The organism is Pseudarthrobacter sp. NamB4 (assembly GCF_005796185.1).
Taxonomy (GTDB): domain Bacteria; phylum Actinomycetota; class Actinomycetes; order Actinomycetales; family Micrococcaceae; genus Arthrobacter.
In genome coordinates, this window is the sequence record NZ_VAHM01000015.1 from 60,834 (window position 1) to 77,236 (window position 16,403).

At 62.4% G+C, this 16,403-nt stretch carries 10 protein-coding genes; 8 read left to right on the plus strand and 2 right to left on the minus strand.

The genetic code is table 11. The annotated features are described in order from the left end of the window. Positions 1–11 precede the first annotated feature (11 nt). The 6 genes from FDW81_RS14205 to FDW81_RS14230 all read left to right on the plus strand — a co-directional run bounded on the left by FDW81_RS14205 (position 12) and on the right by FDW81_RS14230 (position 7,282). Positions 12–1,106, plus strand: coding sequence for a DUF3445 domain-containing protein (locus tag FDW81_RS14205; protein WP_138134836.1), 1,095 nt, complete (start codon positions 12–14; stop codon positions 1,104–1,106). A 73-nt stretch (positions 1,107–1,179) separates the two neighbouring features. Then, entirely contained in the window at positions 1,180–1,422 is a 243-nt protein-coding gene (locus tag FDW81_RS14210) for a hypothetical protein (protein ID WP_138134838.1), read from the plus strand. A 59-nt stretch (positions 1,423–1,481) separates the two neighbouring features. After that, entirely contained in the window at positions 1,482–2,858 is a 1,377-nt protein-coding gene (locus tag FDW81_RS14215) for an NAD-dependent succinate-semialdehyde dehydrogenase (RefSeq protein ID WP_138134840.1), read from the plus strand. A gap of 98 nt (positions 2,859–2,956) precedes the next feature. Further along, on the plus strand, positions 2,957–3,403 hold the full coding sequence (locus tag FDW81_RS14220; protein WP_240720293.1) for an HPP family protein: 447 nt from the start codon (positions 2,957–2,959) through the stop codon (positions 3,401–3,403). A gap of 115 nt (positions 3,404–3,518) precedes the next feature. Then, positions 3,519–5,267, plus strand: coding sequence for an ABC transporter ATP-binding protein (locus FDW81_RS14225; protein WP_138134844.1), 1,749 nt, complete (start codon positions 3,519–3,521; stop codon positions 5,265–5,267). Then, on the plus strand, positions 5,264–7,282 hold the full coding sequence (locus FDW81_RS14230; protein WP_138134846.1) for an ABC transporter ATP-binding protein: 2,019 nt from the start codon (positions 5,264–5,266) through the stop codon (positions 7,280–7,282). Before FDW81_RS14225 ends, FDW81_RS14230 begins: the two co-directional genes overlap by 4 nt. Before the next feature lie 253 nt (positions 7,283–7,535). Here the strand turns inward: FDW81_RS14230 and FDW81_RS14235 are convergent, their stop codons facing one another. Continuing rightward, positions 7,536–8,111 (minus strand): hypothetical protein, encoded by a 576-nt coding sequence (locus FDW81_RS14235; protein ID WP_138134848.1) that lies wholly within the window; start codon positions 8,109–8,111, stop codon positions 7,536–7,538. A gap of 98 nt (positions 8,112–8,209) precedes the next feature. Continuing rightward, positions 8,210–10,258 (minus strand): NACHT domain-containing NTPase, encoded by a 2,049-nt coding sequence (locus FDW81_RS14240; RefSeq protein WP_171027221.1) that lies wholly within the window; start codon positions 10,256–10,258, stop codon positions 8,210–8,212. Between the two features lie 343 nt (positions 10,259–10,601). Between FDW81_RS14240 and FDW81_RS14245 the strand changes: the two genes are divergently transcribed. After that, the gene (locus FDW81_RS14245; protein WP_205754619.1) at positions 10,602–12,422 is read left to right on the plus strand and encodes a DUF4041 domain-containing protein; all 1,821 of its coding nucleotides are present in this window, start codon (positions 10,602–10,604) and stop codon (positions 12,420–12,422) included. A gap of 245 nt (positions 12,423–12,667) precedes the next feature. Then, positions 12,668–16,312 (plus strand): methionine synthase, encoded by a 3,645-nt coding sequence (gene metH, locus FDW81_RS14250; protein WP_138134852.1) that lies wholly within the window; start codon positions 12,668–12,670, stop codon positions 16,310–16,312. Positions 16,313–16,403 lie beyond the last annotated feature (91 nt).

A 16,403-nucleotide genomic window follows, 5' to 3' on the forward strand; every position in this document is an offset into this window, starting at 1 on the left:
GGAAAAATCCCATGACCGCGATATCTGAATCAGCCGCCTTTAAAACGGACGAGACCTACACGCCGGAAGGCAAATACCAGTTCCGGAACTCACCCGAGGGCGTTCGCCGGCTGCCGTTCCCGTTCCCCGACGACGATTACATGTACTCTATGAACCTGGAACCACACGTTCCGGCCGGAAACGGCGCCCTGCGGGCCGCGTTCGATATCGATGAACACTACGTCTCCGAGTGCACCCACCGCGCCCAGATGCTCAGCGATATGCCGGGCGTCCACTACCTTGCACTGCCGCACATGCTGGAAGCGCAGTGGGATCTGCTCGAGCTCATTTTTGAGTCCTACGCCAGGGACTTTCCGGAGCACTTCACCCTCACCAAGAACGGAAACGAGTGGCGGTGGCAGAACCGGCTACTCGGCATCGACGATTCCTTCACGTTCGGTGACCCGTCCACTTTGCCGATGGACCCGATGGAGTACGCCACCCGGCAGGCACAGGGCGAATTCGTAGTCCTCGAGGAAAAGGACAATACGCTCGTCATCGGCGCAGGCATGACCACCCAGCGGGCTGACTACTCATTGAAGTTCAACCTCGGCATGAGCTTCTTCGAATTCCACGGCCCGGTGCCCAAGCTGCACGAAATGGGCATCCTGGACAGGGCTCTCAAGTTCCTGCTGCGCATGAAGCCCGGCCACCCCGTCCGGCGGGTCAACTGGTCGCTCACCGTCAACCCGCGTCTCGAGACCTCAGTTGAAACGCTCCCGGAATGGGCCCCTGATCGGGCGACCGTCAACGGCGAAAACGCGGGAGAAAAGGTGTACCTGCGCATCGAACTGCAGCCCCTGCACCGTCTGCCCCGGTCGAACGCCATAGTGTTCCCCGTCCGTACTTACCTGGTCAGCCTGGCTGAGCTGGTGGAATACGCACCCGACTGGGCAAAGCGCATCCACCGTGCCCTCGCTTCGCTGGACCCGGAGCTCGTCGACTACAAGGGTTTCCACCGCTACCACGAGGCTGCGGTCGAGTGGCTCTCCCGCCACGACGACGGTGCACCCCTGGCAACCGGCTACCCCTGGGCCCCTGAAGGAATCCAGCCGGGCGGCAACTGACCGACACCCGAAAAAACCTGCACGCTGGCAATCCAGTCCACGACGTCGTGGCAAGAGACGGAAGAGCAGCCAAATGAAAGTGGAACCCGCAACACGTAATGCATGGGCCAAAGTTGAACTTGGCACCGAAGTGTCACTCTCCAACAACGGCCAACTCCTGCATCACGGAACAGTCGTGGCGAAAACGACGAGTGGTTCGGCTCTGTGGATTCTTTCGCCCACCCTGGAGCGCCGCATGTATCGCAACATCACCGGGCATCACCTGACCGTGGAAAAGGCACCGACCACGGGCAGCCGGTTCACGTATCAGCCCTGACTACAAAGAGCTTTGGGCACCAGGAACCCGTCAGAGAAGCAACACAACAAAGGAGCACCATGTCCCGGTACCGGGTTCAGAACCCCGCAACAGGTGAGGTCGTCGAGACCTTTGAAGCAGCTTCGGACGAACAGATCCAGCAGGCACTGACCAGTGCTGACGCCGCCTACGGCCTGTGGCGCGAAAAAAGCATTCAGGAGAGAGCAGCGGTTGTCCGCCGCATCGCTGAGCTGTTCGAAGAGCGCAAGGAAGAGCTCGCCAGGTTCATCGCACTGGAGATGGGCAAACCCCTGGCAGAGGGCATCGAAGAGGTGGAGTTCGCCGCTTCGATCCTTGACTACTATGGCGTGCACGGCCCCAGCCTCGCTGTTGACCAGGAGATTCCCAGCACTGTTCCGGGCAAGGCGATCATCGAGAACTGCCCCGTGGGTGTCCTGCTTGGCGTCATGCCCTGGAACTTCCCGTATTACCAGGTGGCCCGCTTCGCTGCGCCCAACCTGGTCATCGGCAACACCATCCTGCTCAAGCACGCAGACATCTGCCCCCGTTCAGCGCTGGCGATCCAGCAGATCATGGAAGAAGCAGGGGTTCCCGACGGCGGCTACGCCAATATCTTTGCCACCCACGACCAAATCGCTGCGATCATCGCCGATCCCCGGGTGCAGGGCGTGTCCCTCACAGGCTCTGAGCAGGCCGGCTCCATTATCGGACAGCAGGCCGGCAGGCACCTCAAGAAGGCTGTCCTCGAACTCGGCGGAACCGACCCCATGATCGTGCTCGACTCCCATGACCTCGCATCGGTCGCTGCGGACGCCTGGAACTTCCGGGTCTTCAACGGGGGCCAGGTGTGCAACGGCAACAAGCGGATGATCGTCATGGAAGACATCTATGACGAGTTCGTGGCCCAGCTGAAGAAGCTCGCTGACGGGCTCGTGCCGGGTGATCCCCTGAACATGCCGGAGGGCGCCTACGGTCCGCTCTCCAGCAGGGCTGCCGCGGAGCAAGTGAACGCCCAGGTCCAGCGCGCTGTCGCCGAAGGTGCCACGCTTGAAGTTGGCGGTGTTCTTTCGGAAGGGGAAGGTGCCTACTTCTCGCCGGCCGTCCTGACAGGGATTAGCCGCGATTCGGCGTCCTTCCGCGAAGAGATCTTCGGGCCCGTGGCGACTGTGTACAAGGTAGCAAGCGATGAAGAAGCGCTTGAACTCGCCAATGATTCGGACTTCGGCCTGGGCGGTTCGGTCTTCTCCACCGACACAGCACGTGCGGCGAAAATTGCGTCCCGCCTGAACGTTGGCATGGCGCACGTCAACATCATCGCTGCGGAGGCAGCGGAACTTCCCTTCGGCGGCGTGAAGCGTTCAGGTTTTGGCCGGGAAATGGGTCCGTTGGGCATGGGTGAGTTCGTCAACAAGCGCCTGTACTTCGTCGCCGGGTAAAGGGGATGGCCGTGCCCGTTACCAGTCCTGCCCGGTCATCGGTTCATCCCGCTCAGCCCCGCAGGCGCTGGTCCTCCCAGGCTCCCGGCCGGCCTCCGATGGCAAAGCTGGTTGCCACCACTTTGACCAGCGTTGCCGCCCTCGGCTGCCTGGTGCTGCTGGGGAAGCTGTCCGGCCACCTCCTGCTCATTCCCCCGATGGCCGCGTCCATGGCGCTCGTGGCCGCGGCGCCCCATCTGCCTCTTTCGCAGCCGCGGAGCGTGATCGGAGGGCAGGTGGTTTCCGCCCTGGTGGGGGTGGGCACGGGGTTGGTCAGCCATTCGTTCTGGGCTGCCGCGGTTGCGGGCAGTGTGGCTATCGGCGCGACTTTGTGGCTGAGGATGCCCCATTCGCCGGCGGCCGCCACCGCAGTCATCGGTACCATGGCGACGACGGGACAGGTCTCCTTTGTGGTGTGTTCCGGGATCGCCGCCTGCATCCTGGTGGCGTTCGGGATGCTCGGGTCCTGGCTCCGCGGAGCCAGGTATCCGACGTACTGGATCTGACAGGGAAGCGGAGGTCCAGGACAATCTCTCGCGAGCATCCGCGGCTCCACCCCGGCCCCCGGACGTAAACTGAGCTTCGCATCACATCCCGTGGGGCAAGAAGTCAGGGAGCCGCATGCTCTGGAAGCTGCTTGTTGAATACGTCCGGCCGCACCGGAAGCTGCTGGCCGCCGTCGTGGTTTTCCAGCTGGCGCAATCCATCGCGTCCCTGTACCTGCCCACGCTCAACGCGGACATCATCGACGAGGGCGTGGCCAAGGCGAACATCGGCTACATTCTGAGCCTGGGCGGGGTGATGCTGGCGATCACGCTGCTGCAGATCGTCTGCGCCGTGATCGCGGTGTACTTCGCGGCGAAGGCGGCGATGGGGGTGGGCAGGGACCTGCGCGGCGCCATCTTCAAACGGGTCGGGGAGTTCTCCGAGCAGGAAGTCACCAGGTTCGGTGCCCCCAGCTTGATCACAAGGTCCACCAACGACGTCCAGCAGGTACAGACGCTGGTGCTGATGTCCGCCACCATGCTGGTCACCGCGCCCATGCTCAGCGTCGGCGGGGTGATCATGGCGGTGCGGCAGGACGCCCAGTTGTCCTGGCTGATCGCCGTCGCCGTCCCGGTGCTGCTGATCGCCGTCGGCCTGATCACCGTCCGGATGGTGCCGCTGTTCAAGAAGATGCAGAAGCGGATCGACACCGTGAACCGGGTCCTCCGCGAACAGCTCACCGGCATCCGCGTGGTGCGCGCCTTCGTCCGGGAGGACATCGAGACCGAGCGTTTCGCCCGCGCCAACGAGGACGTCACGGACACCGCCCTGCGCGCCGGCCGGCTGATGGCGCTCGCGTTCCCTCTGGTGATGCTGGTCCTGAACGTCTCGTCCGTGGCCGTGATTTGGTTCGGCTCGTTCCGCATCCAGGACGGCTCCATGCAGGTAGGCACGCTCATCGCGTTCCTGAGCTACCTGCTGCAGATTCTGATGTCCGTCATGATGGCCACGTTCATGGCCGTGATGATCCCGCGCGCCGCAGTGTCCGGCGACCGGATCGGGGAGGTGCTGCGGACGGAGTCCAGCGTCCGGCCGCCGCTTCATCCGGTCAGTACGACGGCGGGACAGGACGGCCGCCGCCGCGGCGAGTTGGAGATGCGCGACGTCGGATTCGCCTACCCGGGTGCCGACCAGCCCGTCCTCACCGGTATCAGCTTCACCGCCAGGGCAGGGCAGACGACGGCGATCATCGGCAGCACCGGCGCCGGCAAGACCACCCTGGTGAATCTCATGCCACGGCTCTTCGACGCCACGGAAGGCTCGGTGCGGATGGACGGCGTGGACGTCCGCGAGCTGCGCCCGGACCTGCTCTGGGGGCACATCGGCCTGGTCCCGCAGCGGCCCTTCCTGTTCAGCGGCACCGTCCGCAGCAACCTGCTGTACGGCAAGCCGGACGCCACCGAGGACGAGCTTTGGACCGCGCTGGAGATCGCCCAGGCCCGCGACTTCGTGGAGCGGATGGAGGAGAGGCTGGACGCGCCCATTAGTCAGGGCGGCACCAACGTCTCCGGCGGGCAGAGGCAGCGGCTGGCCATCGCCCGGGCCCTGGTGAAACGGCCCGAGCTGTACATTTTCGATGACTCGTTCTCCTCGCTGGACACCGGCACCGATGCCCGCCTCCGCCAGGCCCTCAAGCGCAGCACCGCCGGCGCCACGCTGGTGATCATCGCCCAGCGTGTGTCCAGCATCGTGGACGCGGACCAGATTTTAGTGCTCGACGACGGCAGGATCGTGGGGCGCGGAACGCACCGCGAGCTGCTGGAAACCTCCGAAACGTACCGCGAGATCGTCTCGTCGCAGCTCGCGGCGGAGGAGACGGTATGAGCGGCCAGCCCTCTCCCGGAGCCGGCACCAAGGCTGCGCCCGCGTCCGCACCCGGCGGCGCCGCCGTCGTACGCATTCCCCGTCCGGCAGGCGGGCCGGGACGTGGCGGGCCGTTCGCGGGGATGAACGTTCCGGCGGAGAAGGCGATGAACTTCTGGCCGTCGGCCAAGCGGCTGATGGGGACGTTGCGGCCGGAGCGGGCGTGGCTGCTGCTGGTGTTCGTGACGGCGGTGGCCGGGGTGGCGCTGTCCGTGATCGGGCCGCGGCTGCTGGGGGAGGGCACCAACCTGATCTTCGCCGGGGTGGTGTCCCGGGACCTGCCGGCCGGAACCACCAAGGAGCAGGTGATCGCGCAGCTGCGGGCGTCGGGGGAGGGGCAGCGCGCGGACATGCTCAGTGCGATGGACCTGGTGCCGGGGCAGGGGATCGACTTTGCGGCGCTGGGCAGTGTGCTGACGTGGGCTCTGGTGCTGTATGTGCTGTCGTCGGCGTTCATGTGGGTGCAGGCGTACGTGCTGAACGGGGTGGTGCAGCGGACGGTGTTCGGGCTGCGCCGGGAGATCGAGACGAAAATCCACCGGCTGCCGCTCAAGTATTTCGACTCGATCCAGCGCGGGGAGCTGCTGAGCCGGGTGACGAACGACGTGGACAACATCTCGCAGAGCCTGCAGCAGACCATCAGCCAGGTGGTCACGTCGGTGCTGACGGTGCTGGGAGTGCTGGTGATGATGTTCATCCTTTCGCCCACGCTGGCGCTGATCGCGCTGGTGACCATTCCGCTGACGCTGGGGATCACGGCGCTGATTGCCAAGCGCTCGCAGAAGCTGTTTGTGGCGCAGTGGAAGCACACGGGGGAGCTGAACGGGCAGATCGAGGAGACCTACACCGGGCACGCGCTCGTGAAGGTGTTCGGCCGGCAGCAGGAGGTGGGGGAGCGGTTCCGGCAGAAGAACGCGGAGCTCTATGAGGCGAGTTTCGGGGCGCAGTTCATTTCCGGGCTGATCATGCCGGCCATGACGTTCATCGGGAACCTGGTGTATGTGGGGATCGCCGTGGTGGGCGGCCTGCAGGTGGCGTCCGGGGCGATGCAGCTGGGCGACGTGCAGGCGTTCATCCAGTACTCGCGGCAGTTCACCATGCCGCTGGCGCAGCTGGGGTCCATGGCGAACGTGCTGCAGTCCGGGGTTGCTTCTGCGGAGCGGGTGTTCTCGTTGCTGGATGAGGACGAGGAATCTGTGGAGCCTGCCCCTTCTGCCGGTCCGGTGTTTGGGCGGGGGCGGCTGGTTTTCGAGGACGTGTCCTTCTCGTATTCGCCGGACAAGCCGCTGATTTCCGGGCTTTCTTTGGTGGCGGAGCCGGGGCAGACGGTGGCCATTGTTGGGCCCACGGGGGCGGGGAAGACCACGCTGGTGAACCTGATGATGCGGTTCTACGAGCTGGATGCCGGGCGGATAACGCTCGACGGCGTGGACGTCACCTCGGTGCCGCGGCGCGAGCTGCGCTCGCGGCTGGGGATGGTGCTGCAGGATACGTGGCTGTTTGCCGGGTCTATCCGGGAGAACATTGCGTACGGCCGGCCTGGTGCTACTGAAGCTGAGATTTTGGAGGCGGCGCGGGCGACGTATGTGGACCGGTTTGTGCGGTCACTGCCGGACGGGTACGACACGGTTCTGGAGGACGAGGGGTCCAACGTTTCGGCGGGGGAGAAACAGCTGCTGACGATTGCGCGCGCGTTCCTGGCCCGGCCATCGGTGCTGATCCTGGACGAGGCGACGTCTTCAGTGGACACCCGGACCGAGGTGCTGGTGCAGAAGGCGATGAGTGCTTTGCGGTCCGACCGGACTTCTTTTGTGATCGCCCACCGCCTGTCCACGATCCGCGACGCCGACCTCATCCTGGTGATGGAGGCTGGCCAGATCGTGGAGCAGGGCACGCACGCTTCACTGCTGGCTGCCGGCGGGGCGTACGCGCGGTTATACGAGGCCCAGTTCGCGGCGCCTGCGGCGGAGGTTTAGATGTTCGGTCATGCACGATGTGCGGAAAATAGTGTCCAACCAAACCTTACTGAGATCACGGACTGTATTGTTCGGCTGAATGCTGCATTTTCCTGGAACCGTACAATCGCGTCTGCCTGAAGCAATACTAAGATCTTCAGTTCGTTGTCTCGGCTGGATATGGATTCCTCGGAATAACTGTCCCGACAACGCTTATGCTCGCAGGGCTACAACCTCTTCGATTGAAGAACACGCGCTAGAGGGCAAGGGGTTGCTAAGCTCCCCGGGGAACCGCGCTTACACCTTCGAGCTGCTGGCCGACAAAGCGTTCCCCGATGGATCTGCCAATCTCACGGATGAGCCAGGCAGACGCAGCCAAGTCCGACTCTGACAGCTCGTCCAAGGCATCGGCAAACGCGCTGCAAAGAGATTCCGACTCAATGATCCTTGCGATGACGGCACGCTGATCCTTAAAATTCCTGCCGCTTATCATAAAAAGGTCTCGCTGGTTATTTACGTAGGCCACATTCCCCGCAAACTTATTGAAGTCATCAAGCGTAGATAGTTCGTCGGCATTCAGACCGTCACGGCGAACCAATGCGAAGGCGTCCTTCATGGTTTTCAATGATATTTTTACACTTTTTGAGCTTGTGGAATTCTTTGCTATAGAGGCTCTAATCTCTTGAGCTGAAATGCGAGTCCCTGACGGTGTCGGCTCAGGACCCAAGCGCATCCTGACATATGCCGGGATAGCTCCAGTGTGATTTTTCACCCAAATACGCATAATGGTTTGCATGTGTCCTTTTCTGGGGCCACCGGCGCTGAGTGCATCATTGAAGCGCTGTTCCACTTTTCGCCTGAAAACTGGATCCCGCTCGGTAGCATCCTGCAAAACTGGAATCAGATGTATATTTACAAGGGGAGTGTCCAGAATCTCAAGGACCTTGTTCAGTATTGGCTTTGCAGTCCCGGGGTGTCGGCTGCAAAGTAATCCATCAACATGTCTGCTGCAAGGACAGCGCCGGGCTTAGCCAAGTGCTCCGCCATAGTTTGGACATCAGTCTCCATAACTATCGATAGAATTCTCTCACGAAGGTGGCGCCGGCTCCCATAAACTTCCGCCGCAGCGAAGAGCCAAACATTTCTCCAGTGGCTGCTTTTGGCGAGCAGTCGCAAACGGGCCAGTATCTCTTCCTCCGGACCCTGCGTGAGGTATCTCGACGCCATGAACTCCTGAAAGCTGCGGACCTCAAAGCCCCACTTATCTACGGACGACTCCACAAGCAGGATGATTCTGTCGCGGGCTAGACCGATGAGATTCTCAGCAGCTGAGGCTGCCTCTTCGGCGGTGTAGGTCTGAGAGATCAAGTACTCGGTGGCAATCGCCTGCAGATCTGCCCTTGCCAAATGTACGTCAGCTTGACCGGCCTTCTCAGCTTCAATGTGGAGTAGCATGCCGGCAGCATCGTGGAGTGCATCGATATCAGCTTTATGCTCCAGAACATTTCTTCCAACCCAGCCGACTTTTCCCGCTTCCCGTTTAAATACGGTTTCATAAAAAGCTGAGAACAAGGCGTGCCTTGTTCTTGGAGGTCGCACGCTTTCTTCAAGGAGAGATGCCATGATGCTAACCTGCAATGGCGATCCAAGAAGTTTAGCTGTCATCCTCTCCTCCGAAGCAGCCACCAAGCGTTGGTAAACGTCCTCCGCGAACGCAGGGTCGGCACGGTGGCGGGAATCAACTAGTTGTCGGCCATAGGCTAATGCCTGTTCATTTGAGAGTTCAACGAGTTCGTATTCCCTTGGCTGAAGCGTGCGGAGGTCGTCCTCATAACCCTGGCGCCGCGTCGTCGCCAAAATAGAAATGTCAGCTTTTTGTTGAGCGGCGTCCGCAGCGAATTCACTGATTTTTTCGAGGAGCGCGCTACGTGTGTAGGCATCCGGAACTTCATCAAGACCATCCAAAACCAGGAACCATGGCCACACACGAAGCCAGCCAAACACGTTGGACTGGGTAAGCGAGTAGGGGGCTCCTCGCTTATTGATCTCTTCCGCAATGAATCTTCGAAGCGAATAATCCTCACCGCCGAGGATCCTTTCGCTGTACTCATTGAGACGCACGTATATAGGCCAGCGGTGCATCCTTGGTAGAGGAATGCCAATTTCGGCCAAGTGAGAGCGTGTTGCAACCAGAATTTGCTGATGTTCGATAGTCAGTTCTGAGGCTCGGCCCTCGAGAATAGCCACTCTGTACGCTTGGCAAATCAATTGCCCAATGGTCGACTTCCCCTGCCCTGGCCCGCCTATCAGAACCGTTGTGAAATCACCGCCTCGGGAGTCTCTTGGGCGATCTCCATAAAGGATCACATCACGTGCTATGAAGTGATGAACCGCCGCACCCCTAGCATCTGTGGGGTTAAGACGGTCTAAAGCAGGAAGGTCTATTCCTATGTCCGATAGCCATTCCTTATCCGGCCCGGTTCCGGCCTGCGTGAGTCTCACACTGCTGCAGGCCCGTAATTCCTTGGCAACGAAGCCTGTGAGTGCCTCAGCAGCGTCAGGCTGGAACTGGACCAAGTTGCCGAGCAAGGTAGTAAGGATGTCTCCTGTTACGACAAGGCCCAAATAGGTTTGGCGTACTCCGGGATGCGCATCTAGGAGTCTGGAGATATGGGCTGAGTGCCAGACTGCCCATCCGGCCAGCCTCATCGTTGCCGCGTGCTCTTCCATCTTGGCGGAAACTACATCGATTCCGCCTGCATCCTGGACCGCTGAGAGACGGACATTGGAGATAACCAGGAAGTTGTCCGGTTTCGGGCGTCGTGGCCTCTCTTTCCGTGTCCACTTATTCACTTCCTTTTGAATCTCGCCCAGGAGCCAGTCACGGTCTTCGGCGCCACCGACTAACCGCTCTTTGTACTTGGCTTGCACTACCGTGTAGCCAGTCCATACGCTTCCGCCCGCACCTGTTTCTGCGTCATTACTGTCTATGGGCAAGGACGGCATTGGAACAGTACCCTTGTATGTCCATTCCCGCCCACCGTCCGGTCCCGTGCCGTATGTCTGGCCGCCGGGACCAAAGGACGCAGCACATAATGCGACCCCCATGTCTTCGAACTCTGTGCTGCCCATTCGCGTCAAGTCATATTCCACAAATCAAGACTAGAGCGGCTGGAAGGAAAACGGGGCAGGCACAGCGGAGGCCGCCACCCATATGGATTCGCATAAATATCCGGAGGGGACGTCTCCGATTTTCGGACACCCGCCTAACGACTCATTCATTGGGGGCTGCTCCGCGTTACCTGTTTTAATTGCCCATTTTTTGTTCGACACGGAATCCGTGCCCAGCACTGCCCGCACGCAGGAACTCCTGGACGCCGTGAACCACGCCATGGTCATAGCCGATGGCGCCATGGACACGCAGCTTCAGGCTGAGCTGTCACCTGCACTATCCGCCAAGACATCCCCCGTCGATGCGGTCTGGGGTGAGAACCTCGCTCTGTGCAGTCACAGGACGTACGCAACTAAACACGCAGTGCATTTCACGCGTGGAGGAAGAAGCGGTGGAATCGGCTGCACACGGTTTTGTCGCTCCCTACTGCTACCGTTCGAGAATCATTCAGCGACTAATGGGGGAACCATGTCAGACGTATCATCCGGCTCTGCGCAGGAACCGGAAAAACCGAAAAAAACGCCCGGACGCTTTACTAAGCATATTGCTTTGGCATGCACCTGCCTCTTGATTATGGCCTTCGTTCCCACGGAGGCTTTCCCGTTTAGTCTGCTACTAGCGGGTGGCGTGCTCTGGATACTGGTCGACATCTTGAAGCAGTACAAGAAGGCTTTTGGTGCTCCCGCCGAGGGGTTCGGCATCAGCGCCGAAAATACTTACCGAACGAGCTTCGGCGCACCGCCCCTGCCTGCCACCGGTTTGAAGCAGTACGCCGATGAGGTGTACCTGGCGAACGCGCAGATGCTTGTTGACCTCCAGAGGCTCGGGGCCATGGACACTCTGGCCAAGGAACGCCACGACTCAGAGTTGGAGAGTAGTATTTCTTCGGCTCAGCGGGAGTTGGCGGCGATCAATGCCGAACTGGCAGCCGTCCGTGGTGAGCTTCTAGACGTCCGGCAGGTTGCGGACCGGCACAACGTGGGCTTTTACGATTACGAGCACCCTGCTGAGACGTCGGTGAAGCTGGCGGACGAACTGGCCGCCGTTCGTGGACGTATCAAGGACAAGCTGCGTGAAAAGACCGCTGTGACCACCGTCTCTGGCTTCACTTTCAACGGTTCCACAAGGGAGGGCAGCAAGTTCGTCCGTGACCTTTCTGCCCTTTTGCTTCGTGCCTACAACGCTGAGGCCGAGAACTGTGTAAAGACCGTGAAAGCCGGAAACCTTCACACTGCAGCAGCACGCCTCGAGAAGGCGCGGGAGCAGATCGCCAAGCGGGGCACCATGATAGGTCTGCAGATTACCAACGCCTTCCACTCATTGCGGGAGAAGGAACTTGAACTCGCGGCACGGCACCTGGAAGCCGTCGCCATTCAGAAGCAAATGGAGGCCGAGGCGCGAGCCGAGGCCAGGGAGGCTGCCAAGGCGCAGCGCGAGTGGGAAGCGCTAAAGGCCAAGCAGCAGAAAGAAGTCGATCACTACGCCAATGTTCTCGTCCAGCTCCAGGCCGCTGGAGACCTAGAAGGTGTCCAGCGTGTCCAGGAGCAGCTCGAAGACGCAGAGGCAAAGCTGGCCGATGCGGAGGACAACGCGCTCAATACTCGCGCTGGGTATGTCTACGTCATCTCCAACCTCGGCGCATTCGGTGAAGGGGTAGTCAAGATCGGTATGACGCGCCGCCTCAACCCCATGGAACGAGTGCGCGAACTTGGCGATGCGTCCGTCCCGTTCCTCTTTGACGTCCATGCGCTGTTCTTCTCCAAGGACGCAGTGGGCATTGAAACCATGCTCCACCAACATTTTGCTGGCCAGCGCGTGAACTTGGTGAATCTGCGCCGTGAGTACTTCTACGCGTCCCCTTCGGACGTGAAGGATGCCTTGGTTGAGCATCATGTGGAACTGGTGGAGTACCAGGAGAACGCACCCGCCGAGGAGTTTGCCGCATCCAAGGACCTGCGCGAGGCCGGCTTGATACCGGCCGCCGTCTAACATCACTTGCGGCAGTGAAGTGGACCGGACGACGGCGGGAAGGCCCGCCGTCGTCCGATCCACTATCTCGGAGACCCGCACTATTGGTTCGTTAGGCCACGAGCTACGCGGCCACCCCGCTGGCACCACGCTGTAGTTCGCCAACCGCTTGGAGCCCGCACGACGATCAATGCGACTCACCCACCCCGTCGTAGTACACGGACACACAGCGCAACGTTGCGGCGGGTCGCCCGTAACCTGTTTAGATGCCTCGTTTTGCGCTTGATATTGAGTCCGTCCCCCGCCCTGCCCGTTCGCAGGAGCTGCTGGATGCAGTGAACCACCGGGTCGTCATCGCCGACGGCGCGATGGGTACCATGCTGCAGGGCCGGGACCTGTCGCTCGAGGACGACTTCCAGGGCCTCGAAGGCTGCAACGAGATCCTCAACGACACGCGCCCGGATGTCATCGGAGACATCCACGACGCCTACTTCGCCACGGGCATCGACGCCGTCGAATCCAACACCTTCGGCGCGAACTGGTCCAACCTCTCCGACTACGGCATCGACGACCGGATCACAGAGCTCGCCCGGAGGGGTGCCGAGATCGCCCGCGAGCGTGCAGAGGCGGCAGAAGAAACAGACGGACGCATGCGCTGGGTCCTCGGCTCCATGGGCCCCGGCACCAAGCTCCCCAGCCTCGGCCACACCAGCTACGACTACCTAAAACAGACCTTCACCCTCCAGGCCGAGGGCCTCATCGACGGCGGCGCGGACGCCTTCCTCATCGAAACCAGTCAGGACCTCCTGCAGACCAAAGCCGCCGTCAACGGCTGCAAGCAGGCCATCGTCTCCCGCGGCATCCGGCTCCCCATCTTCGTCGAGGTGACCGTCGAGACCACCGGAACCATGCTCATGGGCTCCGAGATCGGCGCGGCGCTAACCGCCCTCGAGCCGCTCGGCGTCGACGCCATCGGCCTGAACTGCGCCACCGGACCGGACGAGATGAGCGAACACCTCCGCCACCTCTCCAAGCAGTCCTCTGTGGCCATCGCCTGCATGCCCAACGCTGGTCTGCCCATCCTCGGCGCCAACGGCGCGCACTACCCGCTCACCCCCACCGAACTCGCCACCGCGCACGAGCAGTTCGTGCGCGAATTCGGCCTGGGCCTGGTGGGCGGCTGCTGCGGTACGACGCCGGAACACATGGCCGCCGTCGTCGAACGTCTTACCCCCTTCCGCACCAAAGCCGTGGAGAGCAAGGCAGACAACGCACCGGCAAGAATCCCCACCGAGCGCGAAGCCGGCGTCGCCTCCCTCTACCAGCACGTGAACTTCGACCAGGACGCCTCCTACCTCGCCATCGGTGAGCGCACCAACGCCAACGGCTCCAAGGCGTTCCGCCAGGCCATGCTCGAAGAGCGCTGGGACGACTGCGTGGACATCGCCCGCGAGCAGATCCGCGTCGGCGCCCACCTGCTGGACGTCTGCATCGACTATGTGGGGCGCGACGGCGTCGCCGACATCAAGGAGGTCGTCTCACGTTTCGCGTCGGCCTCCACCCTTCCGCTCGTCATCGACTCCACCGAACCGCCCGTCCTGCAGGCCGGCCTCGAACACATCGGCGGCCGTCCGGTGGTCAACTCCGTCAACTACGAGGACGGCGACGGCCCCAACAGCCGCTTCGCGCGCATCATGCCGCTCGTGAAGGAACACGGCACCGCCGTGATCGCCCTGACCATCAACGAAGAGGGCCAGGCCCGCACCACCGAAGGCAAGGTGGCCATCGCCTCCCGCCTGGTCGACGCCCTGGTGGGCGAATGGGGGATGCGCGTCGAGGACATCATCGTCGACTGCCTGACCTTCCCCGTCGCCACCGGCCAGGAGGAAACCCGCCGCGACGGCATTGAAACCATCGAGGCAATCCGCCAGATCACCGCAAAGTACCCGGGAATCAACACCACGCTCGGCGTCTCCAACGTGTCCTTCGGCCTGAACCCGGCCGCGCGCATCGTCCTGAACTCCGTGTTCCTTCACGAGGCCGTCCAGGCGGGCCTGACCAGTGGCATTATCGACGCCGCCAAGATCGTCCCGCTCGCCTCGCTGCCGGAAGAGCAGCGCAAGGTGGCACTGGACCTCGTCTGGGACCGCCGCGAGTACGACGCCGACGGCAACACCACTTACGACCCGCTCGCAATCATGCTCGACATGTTCGCCGGCGTCGACACTGCGGCGCTCAAGGACCAGCGCGCCGCTGAACTCGCTGCGCTGCCCACGGGCGCGCGCCTGGAGCGGCGCATCATCGACGGCGAAGGCAAGGGTCTCGAAGAGGACCTCGACCTGGCCCGCAGCGAGGGCATGACCCCGCTCGGCATCATCAACGACCACCTGCTCGAGGGCATGAAGGTGGTGGGCGAGCGCTTCGGCGCCGGCGAGATGCAGCTGCCGTTCGTGCTGCAGTCCGCCGAGGTGATGAAGAACGCCGTCGCCCTGCTCGAGCCGCACATGGAGAAGTCCGATTCCTCCGGCAAGGGCACTATGGTGATCGCCACCGTGCGCGGCGACGTGCACGACATCGGCAAGAACCTGGTGGACATCATTCTCACCAACAACGGCTACAAAGTGGTCAACATCGGCATCAAGCAGGGCATCGCCGAGATCATCGCCGCGGCGGAGGAGCATGACGCCGATGTGATCGGCATGTCCGGGCTGCTGGTTAAGTCCACTGTGGTGATGAAGGAGAACCTCGCGGAGCTGCAGTCCCGCGGCATGGCGAAGAAGTGGCCGGTTATTCTCGGCGGCGCTGCCCTGACCCGCGCCTACGTGGAGCAGGACCTGGCGGAGCAGTTTGACGGCGTGGTGCGCTACGCCAAGGACGCCTTCGAGGGCCTTTCCCTGATGGAGCCGCTGGTGCGCGTCGCCCGCGGCGAGTCACCGGACGACGTCGGCCTGCCGCCACTGAAGAAGCGCATCCACAAGGGAGGGGCGAAGTTCACGGTGACCGAGCCGGAGGCAATGCCCGGCCGGTCCGACGTCGCCACCGACAATCCCGTCCCCGCGCCGCCCTTTTGGGGCACGCGCATCGTGCGTGGCGTCTCGCTCCACGACTACGCTGCCTTCCTCGATGAGCGCGCCACCTTCATGGGGCAGTGGGGGCTCAAGCCCGGCCGCGGCGAGGACGGCGCCTCCTACGAGGAACTGGTGGAACGCGAGGGCCGGCCGCGCCTGCGCTACTGGCTGGACCGGATCCTTGGCGAGGGCATGCTCGACGCGTCCGTCGCCTACGGCTACTTCCCCGTGGTCTCCGAGGGCGAACAGGTGGTGGTGCTTCACCACGGCGAGGATTCCGACGGCGTCCTCGGCACCGCGGGCCTGCTCGCCCCCGACGGTGGTTCAGGCGGCCCGATCGGCACCGACCGGCTGCGCTTCCACTTCCCGCGCCAGCGCCGCGACCGGCACCTGTGCCTGGCCGACTTCGTGAAGTCCCGCGAATCGGGCCAGATCGACGTGTTGCCGGTGCAGCTGGTGACCGCCGGCTCGAAGATCGAGGAGTTCACGTCCAAGATGTTCGCCGCCAACCAGTACCGCGACTACTACGAGCTCAACGGCCTCGTCATGCAGCTCACCGAGGCGCTGGCGGAGTTCTGGCACGCACGCATCCGCAAGGAGCTGGGCTTCGCGGCCGAGGAACCGAAGGACACGGCAGGGTATTTCAAGCTCGACTACCGCGGTGCCCGTTTCTCGCTCGGCTACCCCGCGTGCCCGGACATGGAGGACCGCCGCAAGGTGACGGAACTGCTGAAGCCCGAGCGCATGGGCGTGATCCTCAGCGACGAGCTGATGCTGCACCCCGAACAGTCCACCGACGCATTCGTGTTCCACCACCCGGAGGCGAAGTACTTCAAGGTGTGAGCTGGTGCGGGTGATGAGCTGAAAGATGGGGCCGGGGACGGCGAGGCTTGCACCAGATGGTGTTTGCTCGCAGTCCCCGGCCCCATCAACT

What these genes read in the sequence shown, in the direction of transcription:
- FDW81_RS14205 (WP_138134836.1), top strand. Translation starts at nt 12, where the DNA reads ATGACCGCGATATCTGAATCAGCCGCCTTTAAAACGGACGAGACCTAC.
- FDW81_RS14210 (WP_138134838.1), top strand. Translation starts at nt 1,180, where the DNA reads ATGAAAGTGGAACCCGCAACACGTAATGCATGGGCCAAAGTTGAACTT.
- FDW81_RS14215 (WP_138134840.1), top strand. Translation starts at nt 1,482, where the DNA reads ATGTCCCGGTACCGGGTTCAGAACCCCGCAACAGGTGAGGTCGTCGAG.
- FDW81_RS14220 (WP_240720293.1), top strand. Translation starts at nt 2,957, where the DNA reads ATGGCAAAGCTGGTTGCCACCACTTTGACCAGCGTTGCCGCCCTCGGC.
- FDW81_RS14225 (WP_138134844.1), top strand. Translation starts at nt 3,519, where the DNA reads ATGCTCTGGAAGCTGCTTGTTGAATACGTCCGGCCGCACCGGAAGCTG.
- FDW81_RS14230 (WP_138134846.1), top strand. Translation starts at nt 5,264, where the DNA reads ATGAGCGGCCAGCCCTCTCCCGGAGCCGGCACCAAGGCTGCGCCCGCG.
- metH (WP_138134852.1), top strand. Translation starts at nt 12,668, where the DNA reads ATGCCTCGTTTTGCGCTTGATATTGAGTCCGTCCCCCGCCCTGCCCGT.